Source organism: Salmonirosea aquatica (assembly GCF_009296315.1).
Taxonomy (GTDB): domain Bacteria; phylum Bacteroidota; class Bacteroidia; order Cytophagales; family Spirosomataceae; genus Salmonirosea; species Salmonirosea aquatica.
In genome coordinates this window covers 3,106,834-3,124,139 of the sequence record NZ_WHLY01000002.1, presented here as the reverse complement: position 1 = coordinate 3,124,139, position 17,306 = coordinate 3,106,834, and the positions used below count along the sequence as shown (strand labels likewise).

Genomic DNA, 17,306 nt, shown 5'->3' with positions numbered 1-17,306 from the left:
CCCGTTACGCAGTCCCGATTGCTCCCGATTTTTTCCTTACTTTGTACGAATTGCCACTTTCCTCCTTCCACACCCCACTTCATCTGTTACTTATGTCCTTTACTGTTGAATTTAATTATGCGTTTTTTTGTGAAAAGATCGGTTTGTGCGGTTGGAATACTGTTAGGTTCAATAACGGCCCTATGGGCGCAGGCACCCTTGCCGGATTGGGAAAATCCGGAAATAATCAGTAAAAATACGGAGCGCCCCCGCGCCAGTTTTACCCCCTACCCTTCCGAGCAGGAAGCCCTGGCTGCCGCCCGTAATTCGGCTTTCGTCAAATCCCTGAATGGTACCTGGAAATTCAAATGGGTATCGCATCCTTCCAAGGTACCCCCTGATTTCTTTCAGCCAACTACCTCCACCGATTCCTGGGACAATCTTCCCGTGCCTTCCAACTGGCAGGTCGTGGGAGCCCGGGAAGGCCGGGCGTACGACCCGCCGATTTTCTCCAATATAAGGTACCCCTTCGAGGCCACACCACCCAAAATCACTGCCGATACTAATGCTACGGGCCTTTACCGTACCACCTTCACCGTACCGGCCGATTGGGAACAAAAGCCGCTGTTCCTGCATTTCGGCGGAGTGCAGTCGGCCTGTTCGGTATGGCTCAACGGCCAGCCCTTGGGATACCACGAAGATGGCATGGTACCCTTCGAGTTTGATATTTCGACTTTGGTGAAAAATGGCCCCAACACCCTGGCCGTTCAGGTAATCAACTGGTCGGACGGCAGTTATCTCGAAGACCAGGATTTCTGGCGGCTGTCGGGCATTTTCCGCGATGTGTACCTACTGTCGAGACCGCCGGTGCACATCAGCGATTTCGTAGTACAGACCGACCTGGACGACTCCTACCGGGATGCCAACCTGAAGGTAGGTATTTATGCCAAGAATTTTACCAAACAGGCTCAATACGGCTACCAGCTCATCACCACCCTGTATGATGCCGCCGGTGCCGTGGTGATTCCTGCCGCCCCCCGTACCATCGGCATGCTGGACCCGACAGGCGAATTGCCCATCCGCCTAGAACTACCCGTGCCGACGCCCCAGAAATGGAGCGCCGAAACGCCCTACCTCTACAAGCTGACCTTGCAGATCGTCAATCCTGATGGCCAAGTGATGGAGGCCATCAGTCAGCCCGTGGGATTCCGGGAGATAAAAATTACGGGCGGACAGCTGCTGGTAAATGGAAAAGCGATTTTGATCAAAGGCGTCAACCGTCATGAGTTCGACCCCGAAACGGGCCGGGTCATCAGCCGCGAAACCATGATCCGGGATATTACGCTCATGAAACAGCACAACATCAATGCCGTGCGTACCTCACACTATCCCAACGCAGCCGAATGGTATGACCTCTGCGATGAATACGGACTCTATGTTATGGATGAGGCCAATATCGAAACTCATGAATTATGGTACAAAAAAATTATCCTGGCCGACAAGCCCGAATGGAAGACCGCCTTCCTGGCGCGGGGCCGCGCGATGGTAGAACGTGATAAGAATCACCCCTCCGTAATCGTATGGTCGTTGGGCAACGAGTCGGGCAATGGGGCAAACTTCACCGCTATGGCCAACTACATCCGCCTGGCCGATCCCACCCGCCCAATCCACTACGAAGGCCGCGCCAACTACGGCCCCACGACGTTAAGCAGTTTCGATATTATTTCGGTCATGTACCCTACGACCGAAAGCATGATCGAACTCGTGAAGAAAGACCCGGAACGGCCGCTGATCGTGTGCGAATACGCGCACGGCATGGGCAACAGCTTGGGAAATCTGCAGGAATACTGGGACGTGATCGAAAGGTACCCTACCATGCAGGGTGGCTTCATCTGGGATTGGGTGGATCAGGGGTTGGCCCAGAAAACAGCCGATGGCCGTACTTACTGGAACCATGTCAACTACATCGACGGAGCTAACGCCGGCGATGGCCTGGTGAATCCTGACCGGACGCCTCAGCCGGAAATTAACGAAGTGAAGCAGGTGTACCAATACGTAAAGTTCGACCTGCCAGATACCCTGTCTTCCTCTCCAAAACCGATCAAACTGCGTAACGCCTATACTTTTCAGTCATTAAGTCCTTTCAAACTGGTGTGGACGTTGCAGGAGAATGGCAAGACGATTCAGGAAGGTACCCTCGCCAATCTCACTGCGGCAGCGGGCGAAACCCAGGAGGTGTCTATTCCTTACCAAATTCCGGCCACCCCGCCGCCGGGCGCCGAATATTTCCTGAACCTCAGCCTGCAACTGAAAGAAAAGACGCTTTGGGCCACCGCCGGCTACGAAGTGGCCGGAAATCAGGTACCCATCCGGGTTGCCACGGCGCAGCCCGAGACAATCAGCTACGCTAAAAACACCCCCTGCGGCTCACGTTGGTTCGGGGCAAGGGTATCACCCTGGTTGGCCAGCACTTCTCGGCTAGCTTCGACAAGAAAACGGCCCGTATGACTTCATTCAAATACAAGGGCCAGGAATTGCTCGAGAGCGGCCTGTACGCCAATTTTTTCAGGGTACCCACCGACAATGACGAAGGCGGGGGAAAAGAAAGCTACGCCGCGCGCTGGCGCGAAGCCGGACTGGATTCACTGAAGCTGATGGGGTCCGATTTGCGGGTGGAGAAAATAAACCCGCATGTGTATAAGGTAAGTCTGGTGAAGAGTTTACAGGGAAAAACGGGAGGCTTCCTGGTGAGCTCCATCTACACGGTATACGCTACGGGCGACATCCATCTGCAAAATACCTTCACACCCAGTGGTACCTGGCCTCCATTGGCCAAAATCGGTCTGAAATTCGAGATGCCCGCCCAATATGACCACGTACAGTGGTACGGACGCGGTCCCTACGAAACCTATGCCGACCGCAAGAGCAGCGCGAAAGTAGGAGTCTATGAGGGTACAGTAGATGAGCAGCATTTCCCCTACATCATGGCTCAGGAGAATGGGAATAAAACCGATGTCCGCTGGATGGCCGTTACCAACGCCGACGGACTGGGTTTGTTGGCTATAAGCGATTCGGTGTTCAACATCAGTGTGCATAATTATACTGACCAAGCACTATTGGCTGCCAAAAAGCCCGGAACACAACTTTCGAAAGATTCCGTCACGGTAGTCAATCTGGATCTGGCCCAGATGGGCCTGGGAGGCGATGACAGCTGGTCGCCCCGGGTTCATGATGCCTACCAGCTACCAGCACAGCCCTATAGTTACTCCTTTCGGCTCAAACCCATTGACCGCGCAGACGATATCTCGACCTTCGTGCATACCACTCTGCCCATTATCGCCCAGGCGATGAGTCCGGGTGTGGGTACAGAAACGTTGCCCGAAGAAGGAGAAGATGAAGCTACAGCGGCGCCTAGGCCGGCTACAAAAAAAGCACCCGTAAAGTACCCGGTCAAAAAGAAAACCTATACCAAACGCCGCTAATCGTCAGCGACCATACTAAGCGATGAGCCAGTCAATTTAATCTATCGCCTAAGGTACCTGCTTCACTTTGTAATGGCTGGGGTGCGTCAACGGATTCAGTACGGTAGGTCTGGGTCTGGAGCGTCTGAAGAACGTCCAACCCGAACGTGGGGCGTACTTGGGTGTTTAGTGGTAGTTTCTTGGCATGGGGCTTGCCGATGTACGTTTCACGATTCCAACGCGGGAGCTAGAGCGCCTGCCCGTCGATGTAGGTTGCATTTTTTTCGCCAGCCTCGCTTTATTAGGGTGCTTGTAATTGTGAACGGAAACCCCGGGATCTACTTTTACTCTCGACGACTCCTGAGCCCAACCATCCAGTCCTGCCACAACGAGCATGCAGAAGCTAGTGAAAAAAGTATGAAAAACCTTCATATAGATTTGCATTATTTATTTGAAAAATAAAATAATACCCAGCAATAAGGGTGGTTTCAGCAAATCTATGAAAATATTTTTTTAGCGGGAAAATCCTTATTTCAAGCCATTAAGGGCAAAAATGAGCGTAAATGGAAAGAAAAAGGGAAGGTTTATCAAATCGGTGATTCGGTAGAATACAAGATGAAGTGTTTAAACAAAAAACAGGATGGTTTTGCTTTAAAAACCACCGCTGTTTTGCGAATACATTTTTTTAGAAAAAATACCTCCAAGGAAAAAAACACCGGATAGAACGCGTATACCGCTTTTATTTTTACATTTAAGGGCACTTTTCTATCCTCCTCCGCCCTATGCCAACACCCTCTACGCCTTCCTCCCGTCTTCTTTCACTAGATACCCTTCGGGGTTTTGATATGTTCTGGATTTCGGGTGGTGAAGACATCGTCCATCTACTGGCCAAAACCACGGGTTGGGCCTGGGCGGTAACCCTCGCCGGCCAGCTTACCCATCCAGAGTGGAACGGCTTCCGCGCCTATGACTTGATTTTTCCCCTATTCCTGTTTCTGGCGGGGGTATCCACGCCCTTCTCGCTTGGCAGCCGCCTGGCGAAAGGCATTCCCCGATCGGAGTTATTGCGTAAAGTGGTACGAAGAGGTTTGCTGCTGGTGGCGCTGGGTGTACTGTATAACAACGGAATTTTCCGTACCGAATGGGCCAATATGCGCTATGGCAGCGTGCTGGGGCGGATCGGACTGGGCGGAATGTTTGCCCAGATCATCTACCTCTACTTCAATCCCCGTGCTCAATTTATGTGGCTGGCAGGTATCTTACTGGGCTATTGGGCCTTTATGATGCTGGTACCCGTACCCGGCTGCGAGGCCGGCAATATGACCATGGAGTGTAATCCGGCCAGTTACGTGGATCGCCTGCTCATGCCGGGCCACCTATACAAAACCATCCATGATCCCGAAGGGCTGGCGTCTACGATTCCAGCCATCGCTACGGCTTTGATGGGTATTTTTGCGGGAAATTTATTGCGTTCGGATATTTCGGCCATTACCCAAATTCGGAAGGTACTCTACCTGGCTCTGGCAGGGGTAGTAAGCCTGGGAATCGCCTATGCGTGGAATATGGTGTTTCCGATCAATAAAAACCTCTGGACCAGCTCATTCGTTTTGTGCGCCGGGGGTTGGAGTCTGCTGTTGCTAGCCCTTTTCTACGGCATCGTGGATGTACTGAACTGGCGGCGGTGGACGTTCTTTTTTGTAGTCATCGGCATGAATTCCATTGTCATTTATCTGATTGGCCATTTTATTGATTTTGAGTTCACGGCGGAGGCTCTCTTTGGGGGAGCGCTGAGCTTTTTCTCCGAGCCTGTGCGCATCGTGGGAGGCGCGGTGGCTTTTGTGCTCGTGCAGTGGGCATTCATGTACCTGCTGTACCGAAATAAACTATTTTTGCGTATTTAATCCCCTGTATGTCCATACTGGTTTCCCAACTTACCAAGCAATACGGCTCCCAAAAAGCCATCGACTCGCTGAGTTTTGAATTGCGTCCCGGCGAAATTGTGGGCTTTCTGGGTCCCAACGGTGCCGGCAAATCCACTACGATGAAACTGTTGACGGGCTACCTTAAGCCCACCGAAGGACGTGCCGTAGTTAACGGACATGACCTGGCCAACTCCGCCATGCAGGCACGCCGGGCCATCGGCTACCTACCGGAGCACAATCCGCTTTATCTGGACATGTACGTACGGGAATTTCTGCTTTTTGTGGGCAAACTCTACGGAATGAAAGGCAAAACCCTGAAACCGCGCGTGGATGAAATGGTGGAGTTATGTGGGCTAAGTGTTGAACAGCACAAAAAAATCGGGCAGCTTTCCAAAGGGTACCGACAGCGCGTGGGCCTGGCTCAGGCGCTATTGCACGATCCCGCCGTGCTGATTCTCGACGAACCTACCACCGGACTTGATCCGAACCAACTGACCGAAATCCGCAGTCTGATCCGTACCGCCGGTGCGGACAAAACCGTCCTTTTTTCTACGCACATCATGCAGGAGGTAGAAGCACTCTGTGATCGCGTCATTATCATTAGTAAAGGCAAGATCGTAGCGGATAGCCCGCTGACTACCCTGCGGCAGCGGGGTGAATCGCTAGAAGAGATTTTTCGGGTCCTTACGGCTTGATTTAGTTGACAGTAATGCCCTTTCACTAAGAAAGCCCATTCATATAGAATGGGCTTTCTTAGTATGGTAAGTAAGTAAAGAGCGTCAAAAAGGGTACCTATTTTCTGATAACGTAAACTATCAACCTATCGTCCGATCTCTTCGGTATAGCGGCGGGGATCGTAGCCTTTGGCAAACAGCGGGTACTGGTCGAAGATACGGCGTACTACATTGCGGTAGTAGTTGTTGGGATTGTCCTGCCCGGCATTGAAGAGGCCTGAGGCATAGCCACGCCATACCACCTGATCACTCTCGGCGTCGATCAGCGATACGATGAGGGTACCTTTGTCGAGCGCGTACTTGATAGGTTCGTAGCGGAAACCATCGTTTTCGGTATCTACCCACGTTTTAATTACCGGCTGCATGTAGCCCTGATAGCGTAGATTATCGTAAAAAATACCATAATTGACCAATAGGGTAGGTTTTTCAGCAGTCAGTTTATATCCCCGGGCCTGCATCTGGCGCCGGATGGATTCGTATATTTCCGTACAGAGGTTATTGGTATCCCGTTCACATTCCAGAAATGTGTAGGTAGAGTAATCCTTGAAATTGGTCTCATAGCTATAATCGTGTTCCACGAATACTTTGCGACCAAATGAGCAACCTGCCAGGATCAAGGTAACCGAAACAGCAGCAATGAGTGTAATAGACTTTACCATATGTTTCCTTAAAATTTACAGAATGAACAATTAAAACATGAAATATAGATTATTAAACCGTAATAGTCAACACATTACCCTCACTATTTACAAAAACCTGCCCTGGGGTTTAAAGGCCCATGTAGTAGCTGATAGCCCCCTGCATCGCTTTGGGAGACACTACAATGTCGTATGCACAATTTCCGGCACCTTTTAGCAACGAAAAACGCACTTCTCGATCGCGGTTCTTTTTATCCTGACGGGTGAGGGAGACTATGGCATCCATGTCGGAGCGCTGGATGTCGGCTTTACCAAAAACCGAAAATACAAACTCCTCTATCTGGTCAAGTGTTTCACGATCAATCATTTTTTTTCGAAAGGCCAGATAGCTTTCCATCACCATGCCCACCGCAATCGCCTCCCCATGCAGCAGTCTCTGCTTCGGCGGTTTACCCAAAAAATGAGTTTCCACCGCATGGCCCAGGGTATGGCCGAAATTCAGAATTTTACGAAGCCCTTTCTCGGTTGGGTCCTGGGCAACGATCTTCTTTTTGATTGCTACGGAATGAGCAATCAGATCGGACCAGTCCTGTTCGTCCATATCTCTAGTACGAATCTCGTCCCATTTGGCAAGATCGGCGATCAGGCAATGCTTCACGACTTCGGCAAAGCCCGAACGTAATTCACGCCAGGGTAGGGTTTCCAGGAATACTGGATCGATCAGCACGCGTTTGGGCTGCGTAAACACCCCCAGATGATTCTTGAACCCGTGAAAATCGATACCTAACTTTCCACCCACACTGGCATCCACCTGAGAGAGCAGCGTCGTGGGCACTTGAATAAAATCTATGCCACGCTTGTACACCGCTGCGCAGAAACCACCCATGTCGCCTACTACACCACCCCCGATATTCAGCACCAGCGCGTGCCGGTCCAGTTCGGCCCGGGTCATAGCGGTCCAGATTTTCTCACAAGTAGTCAGAGTCTTGTTCGCTTCGCCCTTGGGTACACTTACGACAAAATGCTTCGGAAGGTTGCCTTTCAGACGATCGTAGCAATACTTTTTGGTGTTGCTGTCGGTTATAACCAGTATTTTGGAGTAGTCACTTCCTTGCAAAAATTCCGTTAAGGTACTGACAATGGGTGCGATACGTACTGAATCGTTCATGAATGTAGCGTAAAAAAAGAATGGAAGATAGGGGTCAAAGATACGAGGGTTGTCTTGAAGTTGACGGTTGGACTACTGGCAACTCCCCAACTTTTGCGTACTTTTAGGGTTTTATTTTGTAGAATTGTTTTTCTGATTTTTTGGAAAAACTGAGGATCAGGACGAAAGTGAATGAGTCAGGTATGGGTATCAGCGTCATCATTCCTACCTACAACGAAGAAGAAAACATCGGCCGCTTGATTGATGAACTACAGAAGTACGGTGGGAGGGAGTTGGAGGAAATTATTGTTGCCGACGCGCCGAGTCGGGACCGAACGGCACAGCGGGCCGAGCAGGCCGGAGCACGGGTCATCGTATCGGAACAACCGGGCCGGGCTTTTCAAATGAACGCCGGTGCACGGATTGCCCGGGGCGACGTACTCTACTTTGTGCATGCGGATGTCCGCATCCATCCCGACTACGTCCTGGATATCCGGCAAGCCCTGAACGAAGGTTATACGCTTGGCTGTTATCGCTACCAGTTCGATTCGCCGCGGATGATCCTGAAACTGAATACGTTTTTTCAACGGTTCGACCGCATCTGGTCACGGGGAGGCGACCAGACGCTGTTCATTACCAAAGCCGCTTTTGAGGAATTGGGCGGATATTGCGAGCAACACCGGGTCATGGAAGACTACGAATTCATCATCCGGGCCCGGAAAAAGTACCGTTTCAGAATCATTCCCAAAAATATCATCGTGTCGGCTCGCAAGTACGAGAACAATTCTTACCTGCGGGTCAATTATGCCAATGCGGTAGTCATGTGGATGTATTTCCGGGGTGCACCCCAGCAGAAACTCATCGATACGTATAAGTCTCTGATCAACACAGATAAATACGGCATCAAGCCAGCCGATGTATCAAAGTTACCGACTTGAAAAAACTTTTTGTGGTATTATCCTATTCCCCGAGAACGATACACGATGCATTCGACCAACTATTACGACACGTTCATTGAAGTAGCCGACGACTGCCCAACCGAAGTGCCGGAGGTACCTTTGGCAAAAGGTGACAAGCCTACATCAGCTACACGACAATTTGAGATGATCGGCCGGAACCCCTATCGATTTACTTCCGACGAAGTTCTTTTTGCTGTCTATGCTGAAAAACATGACCTGGCAGAAAGTGAAAAAGAAGAAGCCCGGTCCGATTTTTTTTCAAAGGGGCAACCCTGCTTGCGGGCTTCGCCTTTGCCAAAACGATACGGCTGGGGTGTTCATAGCAACTCCGAGGGCAAAATAGCCCTCTTTGCAGTCGACTCCAGGGAATATGAAATACTGGTAAAAGACCCGAGCCTTAAGCACGTGAAAGCCATGCGCTCACAAAGAACATAAGGTACCCTACCCTATTCTGCCAATGTATGCGTAGGGTCCTTCCTTAAACCTGTAAACTCTCCACTATTAACATTTCAACTTTCAATTAAATGACCCTTCCCCTTATTTCAGCCGTTCAGCAAGTAGGTGTCGGCGTGTCCAACGTTTCGGAAGCCTGGCAGTGGTACAGGCGTGTCATGGGTTTCGACGTACCCATTTTCAACGACCAGGCTGAGGCTAAACTGATGATCGATTACACAGGCGGTAAAGTGCAGAGTCGCCATGCCGTCATGGCACTCAACATGGCGGGTGGCGGGGGATTAGAAATATGGCAGTTTACCAGCCGTACCCCACAGGCGTGTGCGTTCCAGCCTGAGCCGGGCGATCTGGGCATCTACGCCATCCGTTTTAAGGCTCCGGACGTAACTAAAGCCTACCACTGGATGCAGCAGCAGCCTAACGCCCGCGTGGAACCTCTGGGAAAATTTCCTGATGGGCAGGGTTTCTGGGGAATCGATCCCTACGGCAACGCCTTCCAGATTACCGAAGATTCGTCGTGGTTTGGCCGTACGGACAATCCCATAGGCGGCGTGGCCGGGGTAGTGATGGGGGTATCGGATATGGATCAGTCGCTGTCTTTTTATCAAACCCTGATGGACCCCTGCGAGATCGTATATGATAAAACGGATGTCTTCGAAGACATACCGGCTTCGGTACCCAACCAGCGCTTCCGTCGGGTGGTACTGCGCAAAAAGGTAAGTGCCCACGGCGCTTTCAGCCAGCTTCTGGGGAATCTGCATGTCGAACTGCTACAGGCACTCGACCGCGAACCCCGCAAGCTCTTTGCCGATCGCTACTGGGGCGACTGCGGCTTCATTCATGTTTGCTTCGACACGCTGGACATGGCGGCCCTCAAGAAACGGCTCTCGGGTAACGGGTACCCCTTCACGGTAGACAGCGGCGGCTCGTTTGGTATGGAGTCGGCGGCGGGGCGGTTTGCCTATGTGGAAGATCCCGACGGTACACTCATCGAACTAGTCGAAACGCATAAGCTGCCTATCCTGAAAAAGATAGGCTGGTACCTTGATTTGCAAAAACGCAAGCATCAGCATCCGCTGCCCAACTGGATGCTGCGCATGATGAGCCTGAACCGGGTGCGCGACTAGCGGGAATGGTCGTTTCTGTACCGGTTGCCAGCCAGCGCAGTCAGCGGAAAACCGACAAAAATGGCCAGTCCGGCCATCCAGCTGGTAAAAGCTCCCACTATCAGCGCCAGCAGACCAATCAGTATAGGGTAGGTATACATCAGGAGTCCAAAAAGCACGGAATCATAGAAAACGGTTCCCCTGGTTTTCTGGGCTACTCTCTTGGTGTAAAAGCGATAAATCGGCCGGTTAATAGCCCGGCCCACTACGCCCAGCCCCTGCAGCAACGCATTTCCCCGTGGGCGTGGACAGACGGTCAGATATTTTTCCAGTTGACGGGCCGATTCATCGGAGGTAGCTTTTTGGGGTACCTCCAGGATGGTTTGCCGCATCCGCTTGGTGAGCAACGCGTTGAATTCGCGCAGCCATTTTTCGTATTCAGCGGGATCGGTCTGAATGTGGCGGGATTCTATTTTGTCGCCAAAATGCAGCACCACGCGCTTGTTGGTACCCCGGAAATGCTCGTAGGTAAGGCCCGTGGGTAGTACAGCCATCGAATGCAGTGCTGCGTCGTCGCCATACCAGGCCTGGTAGGCCATGCGGGCGGTACCTTTGCCCAGAGGACGCAGATTCCACTCGTTCACACAGATGCCTTCCGAAAAAATGATCACCGTGCCGTTGCGCTTCATTACCGAAAAGCATTCCTCCACGGTCGCATCTATTTTTCTTAAATTCTCCCGCCCTTCCGAACCCCGGAAAACAGGAATCAGATTGATTGCCCGCAGCCAGTAGGCCGCTTGTGATTTGCGGAACACATCGCCCCGGGTAAGTGTATAGATCGGCTGTGACAATACTGCCCCAATCACGACGGCATCGAAAAAAGAGCCGGAATGATTGGAGGCCAGCAGCACAGGTTGTCGCTCAGGGACGGCACCCAGGTTAATTACACAAAGTTTTCGCAAAAAAAGGGGTAAGCCCAGCCGTACGAGGAAACGGGAAAAATAGAAGAACAAGCGAAATGAGGGTTAATATTGAAATAAAGCAACCAAACTACGGTTTTTTAACGTATGTTTAAAAAGGATTCACGCCAATTTTAATGTCCTCTCCTTTTCGATCACTCTAAAAACTCCGTATTGTATGAAAACCTATTATGATCCCGAAGACCTCAAAAAGTTTGGCCAAATCGCTGAGTTTCAGAAACCACTGGCCGATAAGTTTTTTGCCTATTACGGTGAGGTATTTGCGGAAGGGGCATTAACCGCCCGCGAGAAATCGCTCATTGCTCTGGCCGTAGCCCATACCGTACAATGCCCCTACTGCATCGATGCCTACGCGGTGGACACGTTGGAAAAAGGCTGTACCGAAGAAGAAATGATGGAGGCCGTGCACGTGGCTGCCGCCATTCGCAGCGGTGCTTCCTTGGTACATGGCGTGCAGATGATGAATAAAGTGAAAGAACTGTCCATGTGAAAAGGATCATCGGATCGTTGACTTTCGACGTTTGATCATCTGGTCATACACCATCTGATTGAATTTACCTGATCGAAAACCGAACGTCGTATAAATCCTATTTTCAATTAACCCCGCCAAATGAAGAGCTTACACGCCCTACATCACCAGCTTTCGGATACGGCTACCCAAATCGAGATTCTCGAAGAAGGTGTCGGTCAGAAACTGAACCTCCCGCTGTTTCAGGAAAAAATGGCGACAGCAAACCTGTTCCCGCTCAAGCCTACCCAACTCGAGATCTTTCAGGTCAATCTGGGATATATGTGCAACCAGGTATGCAAGCACTGCCACGTAGACGCCGGACCCGACCGTAAGGAAATCATGACCCGCGAAACCATGGAGCAATGCCTGCGCGCCCTGGCCGAGTCGGATATTCCGACGGTGGACATGACGGGCGGCGCGCCTGAAATGAACCCGCACTTCCGCTGGTTTGTGGAACAATGCCACGCCCTGGGACGACATGTGATGGTACGCTGCAATCTGACGATCATTGTCGCCAACCCCAAGTACCACGACCTACCCGAGTTCTACCGCGACCACGGCGTGGAGGTAGTGAGCTCGCTCCCTTTCTACAATGCCGACAAAACCGACCGTCAGCGCGGTACGGGTGTGTTTAAGGATTCGGTGCGGGCCTTGAAAATGCTGAACGCCGTGGGCTACGGCATGGAAGGTACCGGGTTAAAACTCAACTTGGTTTATAATCCGGCCGGGGCTTTCCTGCCCGGCAGCCAGGAGAGTCTGAAGCGTCAGTTCAAGCGCGTACTGCGCGATGAATTCGAAATCGAGTTCAACGATTTGTACGCCATTACCAACATTCCCATCAGCCGCTACCTCGACTACCTGATTTCGTCGGGCAATTTCGAGGGGTACATGGAGAAACTGGTCAATTCTTTCAACCCTGCCGCCGCGCAGGGCGTCATGTGCCGCAACACCATTTCGGTCAGCTGGGACGGGTACCTGTTCGACTGCGACTTCAACCAGATGCTCGAGCTGCCCGTGGCCTCACCCGCCCACCAGCACATCCGCGATTTTAACGCCCGCGCTTTGGCCGAGCGCGACATCGTCCTCAACCAGCACTGCTACGGCTGCACCGCCGGTGCGGGATCAAGTTGTGGCGGAGCGACAGCGTAAGTGATCTGATATTTTTGAAGGTGTAATCCCCGGGAAGAATCTTTTTCGGGGATTTTTAGTATTACGCTATGGGGTACCTTTACGGCTCATCCTACCAGGACTCTTGCAGCCTAGGTACAAAAAGGCTAACTTCCGCCCCTTAAGAACCAACGACCCTTTCTCCTGATGAAAAAATTCCTCCTCTGGACGGGCGGCCTCGTGGCCATGCTGGCCGTGGGCTACGCTGCGGGACCCGACGTACCCGACGCCGAGCTAGACCCTAACCTACCGACCGTCACACAGAATCCTACGGAACTCGAGGCCGAAATCAATCGCTCCGAAGCCGCCATTCCCGATCTAAAGCCCGACAACGAAGCCCGCATCGTGTGGGCTGATACTGCAAATAAGCAGAAAACACCGTACTGCATCGTCTACATTCACGGTTTCGGGGCAAGCTGGGCGGAGGGCGATCCAGTTCATAAGAATTTGGCGGCAAGGTACGGAGCGAATCTATACCTGGCGCGCATGCATGATGCGGGCATCAGCGACCCCGACGCCTTCGACGACCTGACGCCCGAGAATTTCGTGGCCGGGGCCAAACGCGCCCTGGCCATCGGCAAAGCGCTCGGCGACAGCGTGATCGTGATCGGTACCTCAGCGGGTGGGTTACTGACGGTGTACCTGGCCGCCACGCATCCCGAAATCAAGGGCATCGTGCTGTACTCACCCTGCATGGCGGTGTATAATTCCACACTCAAGCTAGCTACCCGGCCTTGGGGGCAGCAGATTCTAAGCGGTGCTGTGGGTGAACACCGCGTCAGCGAATATGAGCCGGAGCGGAGCAACTACTGGCTTAAAAGTTATAGTACTCATGGCCTGATGACCCTGCAACAGACCATGGATGCCGTATCACGGCCAGAGGTGTACGAGAAAATAAAAATGCCGGTGTTCCTGGGCTACTATTACAAAAACGACGACGAGCAGGATAAGGTCGTTTCCGTGTCGGCTATGAAGGAAATGTTTCCCCTGCTGGGTACCCCCGACAGCCTGAAAGTTGAACGCGCTTTTCCCGAAAGCGGCAACCACGTCATTGCCTCGCGCCTTACTTCGCAGGATTGGAAGGGTGTGCAGTACGCCACCGAGCAATTTTTTGATAAAGTACTGAAAATGGAACCCGTAGGTACCTCTCGCTAAATTTGATCCATGAAAAGTACCCTCCGTGAAGCTCAGGCTCTGCTCACTGCCCAAAATCGATTTGCGGAGGTACTCCGGCACGGCAGTATGTCGGTCGAATGGTACGCGCCCATCGGCCACGATCCGCAGCAGCCGCACGAGCAGGATGAACTATATGTCGTGGTCAGTGGCTCTGGTTCATTCCTGAATGGAGAAGTGACGCAGCCCTTCGGCCCGGGCGATGTACTGTTTGTTCCGGCGGGGGTAGAACACCGCTTTCTGGATTTCACTCCTGACTTCGGAACGTGGGTTATTTTCTATGGTCCCCAGGGTGGAGAGAAAGGACAGGAGTAGTTTTCCCTACCAAAAAGCCTTTACTTTGCAGTCGGATTAAGGCCCGAAAAAGGCACGGAACCTAGTGGCTCATCATTCATCATTCATAACTCATTATTAAGAATACATGGCTTACGGCTTACTTAAAGGAAAAAAAGGAATTATATCCGGGGCATTGGACGAAAACTCCATTGCCTGGAAAGTGGCTTTGAAAGCGAAGGAAGAAGGCGCTACCTTCACCCTTACGAATGCTCCCATCGCTATGCGCATGGGCGCTATCAACCAACTGGCCGAACAGTGCGATGCTAAGGTGATTCCGGCCGACGCCACCGTGGTGGAGGATCTGGAAAAACTGTACACCGAATCGATGGATGTGTTGGGTGGCAAAGTGGATTTTGTGCTGCACTCCATCGGGATGAGCCCCAACGTGCGGAAGGGGCGCGAGTACAACAACCTTAACTACGACTGGTACATGAAGAGCGTGGACGTGTCGGCGATGTCACTCCATAAGTTCCTGCAATCGGCCGAAAAGCTGGATGCCATCAACGAATGGGGATCGGTCGTGGCGCTGTCGTACATTGCGGCTCAGCGGGCGTTTCCATTTTATAACGACATGGCCGATGCCAAGGCTATTCTGGAAAGCATCGCCCGTAGCTACGGCTACCGTTACGCCAAATCCAAGAAGGTACGGGTCAACACCATTTCGCAGTCACCTACCCCTACTACCGCGGGCACGGGCATTGGGGGCTTTGACTCCTTCTTTGAATTTGCCGAAAAGATGAGTCCGCTCGGAAACGCCACCGCCGACGACTGCGCCAACTACGTGATTACGCTGTTCTCCGACCTGACCCGCATGGTCACGATGCAGAACCTCTATCACGACGGGGGCTACTCGACCACCGGAATTTCCGAAGAACTGATGGCGATGATTCAGGGAAAACAGCAGTAGCCCGATCCCTTAATCTTTTGATTAAATTATTGAAAAGCCCCGCCAAAAGGTGGGGCTTTTTCGTTTTCTGTATGGCCTGAACCCCGGCAAATCAAATACTATTCAGTCCGTTCGTCCGTTTGGCATTGTAGATTCGCGAGCCGACCCGTAGTTTTGTCATCATCAACGCTAACCTGCTGTACGCATGAAGTTTCCCTCTTTTCCACCACTCTTTGTTTTGCTTGTTTTGGCGTGTCTGGTTTCCGCCTGTAATTTTTTTACGACCGAGCAAACCACCACTTTACCCGATGCACCCGTTCATACGCTCATTTTTCTGGACAAAACCCAGAGCGTCAACGTCAATCAGAACTTCGTCCAGGCCAAATACCGCCAGGCGCTGAACGAGCTTGTGGTAAACAATATGAAGAACAAAGGCGACAAGCTGGAAGTATACTTTATTCACGAGAACACATCCAAAGCCAGAGCGCTTTCCTTAACCGTACACTCTGAAAAAGAAGGGCTTGAAAACGCCAATGCCACCGATCGTGAAGCAATCGAAACGGCTTTTCAGATGGCTCTGCAACGCGAACAAGGGGTTTTTCTCAGGCAGGTACTTTCCAAGCTCAACCAGCAGAACACAGGTACCTCCAACCAAGCCACGGATATTTGGGCGAGCCTGCCTATCATCGCTAAAGCGGCCCAGGATGGGGCGCAGGTACGGGTATACTACTTCAGCGATATGATCGAGAGTGTAAAGGGCTCCGACCGTCGTGATTTCCATCACCTACCCCCTGTCGACGATGCACAAGCCGAAGCCTGGGCCAAAGCCGACGCTAAAAAAATGGAGCAATACGCCCTAGGTACCCCCGAAGTCACGGTCGTGTCGCCCTTTGAACCTACCGCCTCCACCAAAGAAAACAACCCCCACGTAGCTACCTACTGGCAGACGCTCTTTCAGGAGTTGGGCGCTATGAGCGTAGAGGAGTTATGATAGGGTACCTTTGAGGCAGGTTCAGCCCGGCCGGATAGACAAAGGCGGCGTTGGCCAGGAAGGGAAGCCCAGCAAGTGCGCATTCGAAACTTCTGCGGTGCCAGCCAAACGGCGCATTAAGGGATCGGAATATTTTAAGAAAAAGCAGGTAGATCTAACTGCTTTGCTTCGCGTCAGGTAGGGTCAAGCCGGAAAATAGGGTCAGGGCTAACAGGCTCATGAGTACCAGCCTTACCAGGCTCAACGTTTCCCATAATGAAGCCCGTGCGGTAAGGGATGGATTTGCTGCTTCGGCCAGCGGAGTGCCGACGATCTCCATAAGCTCAGGGACAAAATAAAGCGATGTAGCCAGCAGGATAACCAGGTACCCTGAAAACGGTATCAGAATTGCCCTTCTTCGATCCGTTTTCCAATGAACTACCAGAAGGATGATGAATAGCACAAGAGTAACGGGATGAATAAGCATCCAAAAGGCACCGGCATCTAATCCGTATTCTCCCTGGAACATCGTCAGGGAAAGCGGAGGAGCCGCACTCCATTGAGGTACCACGGCCAGATGTTCGTAGGTTCCTGCGCCAATTACAATAGCAAAAGACAGGCAGGTAAGGCTGTAAAGCAGGGTTTTGTAGTTCATAAAGGATGTATTGTGTTAGATCTTTTATCGGAAATTTTTGCCAGTACCCTTGGTATGAGCCGCATAGAATTCTGCGCTGGCACAAACTCCTGCCGGTACTTATTGATCAGGAACGACGTGTATATAACTCCGTTCAGGTTTTGGCAGACTGGCAGCTTATCCTGTCGTCCGTGGTGTGGGTAATGGTGTACAATTCCTGGATAACAAGTTGAAAATCAATTTTCATTTT

17 protein-coding genes are annotated in these 17,306 nt (G+C 51.7%); 13 read left to right on the top strand and 4 right to left on the bottom strand.

Annotated features, from left to right (window positions below):
• Positions 1-129: 129 nt before the first annotated feature.
• The 4 genes from GBK04_RS14145 to GBK04_RS14135 all read left to right on the top strand — a co-directional run bounded on the left by GBK04_RS14145 (position 130) and on the right by GBK04_RS14135 (position 6,057).
• Positions 130-2,487: a glycoside hydrolase family 2 TIM barrel-domain containing protein gene (locus GBK04_RS14145; RefSeq protein ID WP_373330982.1), complete on the top strand. Its 2,358-nt coding sequence runs from the start codon at positions 130-132 to the stop codon at positions 2,485-2,487.
• Complete coding sequence (locus tag GBK04_RS30645; RefSeq protein ID WP_373330981.1) at positions 2,484-3,461, top strand: beta-galactosidase small subunit; 978 nt, start codon at positions 2,484-2,486, stop codon at positions 3,459-3,461. Before GBK04_RS14145 ends, GBK04_RS30645 begins: the two co-directional genes overlap by 4 nt.
• A 761-nt stretch (positions 3,462-4,222) precedes the next feature.
• Positions 4,223-5,341, top strand: coding sequence for an acyltransferase family protein (locus GBK04_RS14140; RefSeq protein ID WP_152760704.1), 1,119 nt, complete (start codon positions 4,223-4,225; stop codon positions 5,339-5,341).
• An 8-nt stretch (positions 5,342-5,349) separates the two neighbouring features.
• On the top strand, positions 5,350-6,057 hold the full coding sequence (locus tag GBK04_RS14135) for an ATP-binding cassette domain-containing protein (RefSeq protein ID WP_152760702.1): 708 nt from the start codon (positions 5,350-5,352) through the stop codon (positions 6,055-6,057).
• 125 nt (positions 6,058-6,182) lie between these two features.
• Here the strand turns inward: GBK04_RS14135 and GBK04_RS14130 are convergent, their stop codons facing one another.
• Positions 6,183-6,755: a DUF4136 domain-containing protein gene (locus GBK04_RS14130; protein WP_152760700.1), complete on the bottom strand. Its 573-nt coding sequence runs from the start codon at positions 6,753-6,755 to the stop codon at positions 6,183-6,185.
• Positions 6,756-6,864: 109 nt separating this feature from the next.
• Positions 6,865-7,902: a 3-dehydroquinate synthase gene (aroB, locus tag GBK04_RS14125; protein WP_152760698.1), complete on the bottom strand. Its 1,038-nt coding sequence runs from the start codon at positions 7,900-7,902 to the stop codon at positions 6,865-6,867.
• Between the two features lie 140 nt (positions 7,903-8,042).
• Here aroB and GBK04_RS14120 point away from each other — a divergent pair, with 140 nt between their 5' ends.
• The 3 genes from GBK04_RS14120 to GBK04_RS14110 all read left to right on the top strand — a co-directional run bounded on the left by GBK04_RS14120 (position 8,043) and on the right by GBK04_RS14110 (position 10,420).
• Complete coding sequence (locus GBK04_RS14120; protein WP_373330980.1) at positions 8,043-8,819, top strand: TIGR04283 family arsenosugar biosynthesis glycosyltransferase; 777 nt, start codon at positions 8,043-8,045, stop codon at positions 8,817-8,819.
• A gap of 45 nt (positions 8,820-8,864) precedes the next feature.
• Positions 8,865-9,275, top strand: a complete 411-nt coding sequence (locus GBK04_RS14115) for a DUF6157 family protein (RefSeq protein ID WP_152760696.1) — start codon at positions 8,865-8,867, stop codon at positions 9,273-9,275.
• An 89-nt stretch (positions 9,276-9,364) separates the two neighbouring features.
• A complete protein-coding gene (locus GBK04_RS14110) occupies positions 9,365-10,420 on the top strand; it encodes a VOC family protein (RefSeq protein WP_152760694.1) in 1,056 nt (351 codons plus the stop codon).
• Here GBK04_RS14110 and GBK04_RS14105 read toward each other — a convergent pair.
• Complete coding sequence (locus tag GBK04_RS14105) at positions 10,417-11,361, bottom strand: 1-acyl-sn-glycerol-3-phosphate acyltransferase (RefSeq protein WP_373330979.1); 945 nt, start codon at positions 11,359-11,361, stop codon at positions 10,417-10,419. The two genes, GBK04_RS14110 and GBK04_RS14105, sit on opposite strands and share 4 nt — an antisense overlap.
• Positions 11,362-11,536: 175 nt before the next feature.
• Here GBK04_RS14105 and GBK04_RS14100 point away from each other — a divergent pair, with 175 nt between their 5' ends.
• From GBK04_RS14100 to GBK04_RS14075, 6 genes are all read left to right on the top strand, one after another.
• Positions 11,537-11,869: an arsenosugar biosynthesis-associated peroxidase-like protein gene (locus GBK04_RS14100; RefSeq protein WP_152760690.1), complete on the top strand. Its 333-nt coding sequence runs from the start codon at positions 11,537-11,539 to the stop codon at positions 11,867-11,869.
• Between the two features lie 120 nt (positions 11,870-11,989).
• Entirely contained in the window at positions 11,990-13,039 is a 1,050-nt protein-coding gene (gene arsS, locus GBK04_RS14095; protein ID WP_152760688.1) for an arsenosugar biosynthesis radical SAM (seleno)protein ArsS, read from the top strand.
• Between the two features lie 165 nt (positions 13,040-13,204).
• Positions 13,205-14,212 (top strand): alpha/beta hydrolase, encoded by a 1,008-nt coding sequence (locus tag GBK04_RS14090; protein WP_152760686.1) that lies wholly within the window; start codon positions 13,205-13,207, stop codon positions 14,210-14,212.
• A 9-nt stretch (positions 14,213-14,221) separates the two neighbouring features.
• Complete coding sequence (locus GBK04_RS14085) at positions 14,222-14,545, top strand: cupin domain-containing protein (RefSeq protein WP_152760684.1); 324 nt, start codon at positions 14,222-14,224, stop codon at positions 14,543-14,545.
• 106 nt (positions 14,546-14,651) lie between these two features.
• Positions 14,652-15,473: an enoyl-ACP reductase FabI gene (locus tag GBK04_RS14080; RefSeq protein ID WP_152760682.1), complete on the top strand. Its 822-nt coding sequence runs from the start codon at positions 14,652-14,654 to the stop codon at positions 15,471-15,473.
• A 184-nt stretch (positions 15,474-15,657) separates the two neighbouring features.
• Positions 15,658-16,443, top strand: a complete 786-nt coding sequence (locus tag GBK04_RS14075; protein ID WP_152760680.1) for a hypothetical protein — start codon at positions 15,658-15,660, stop codon at positions 16,441-16,443.
• Between the two features lie 154 nt (positions 16,444-16,597).
• Here the strand turns inward: GBK04_RS14075 and GBK04_RS14070 are convergent, their stop codons facing one another.
• A complete protein-coding gene (locus tag GBK04_RS14070) occupies positions 16,598-17,077 on the bottom strand; it encodes a hypothetical protein (RefSeq protein ID WP_152760678.1) in 480 nt (159 codons plus the stop codon).
• Positions 17,078-17,306: the final 229 nt, after the last annotated feature.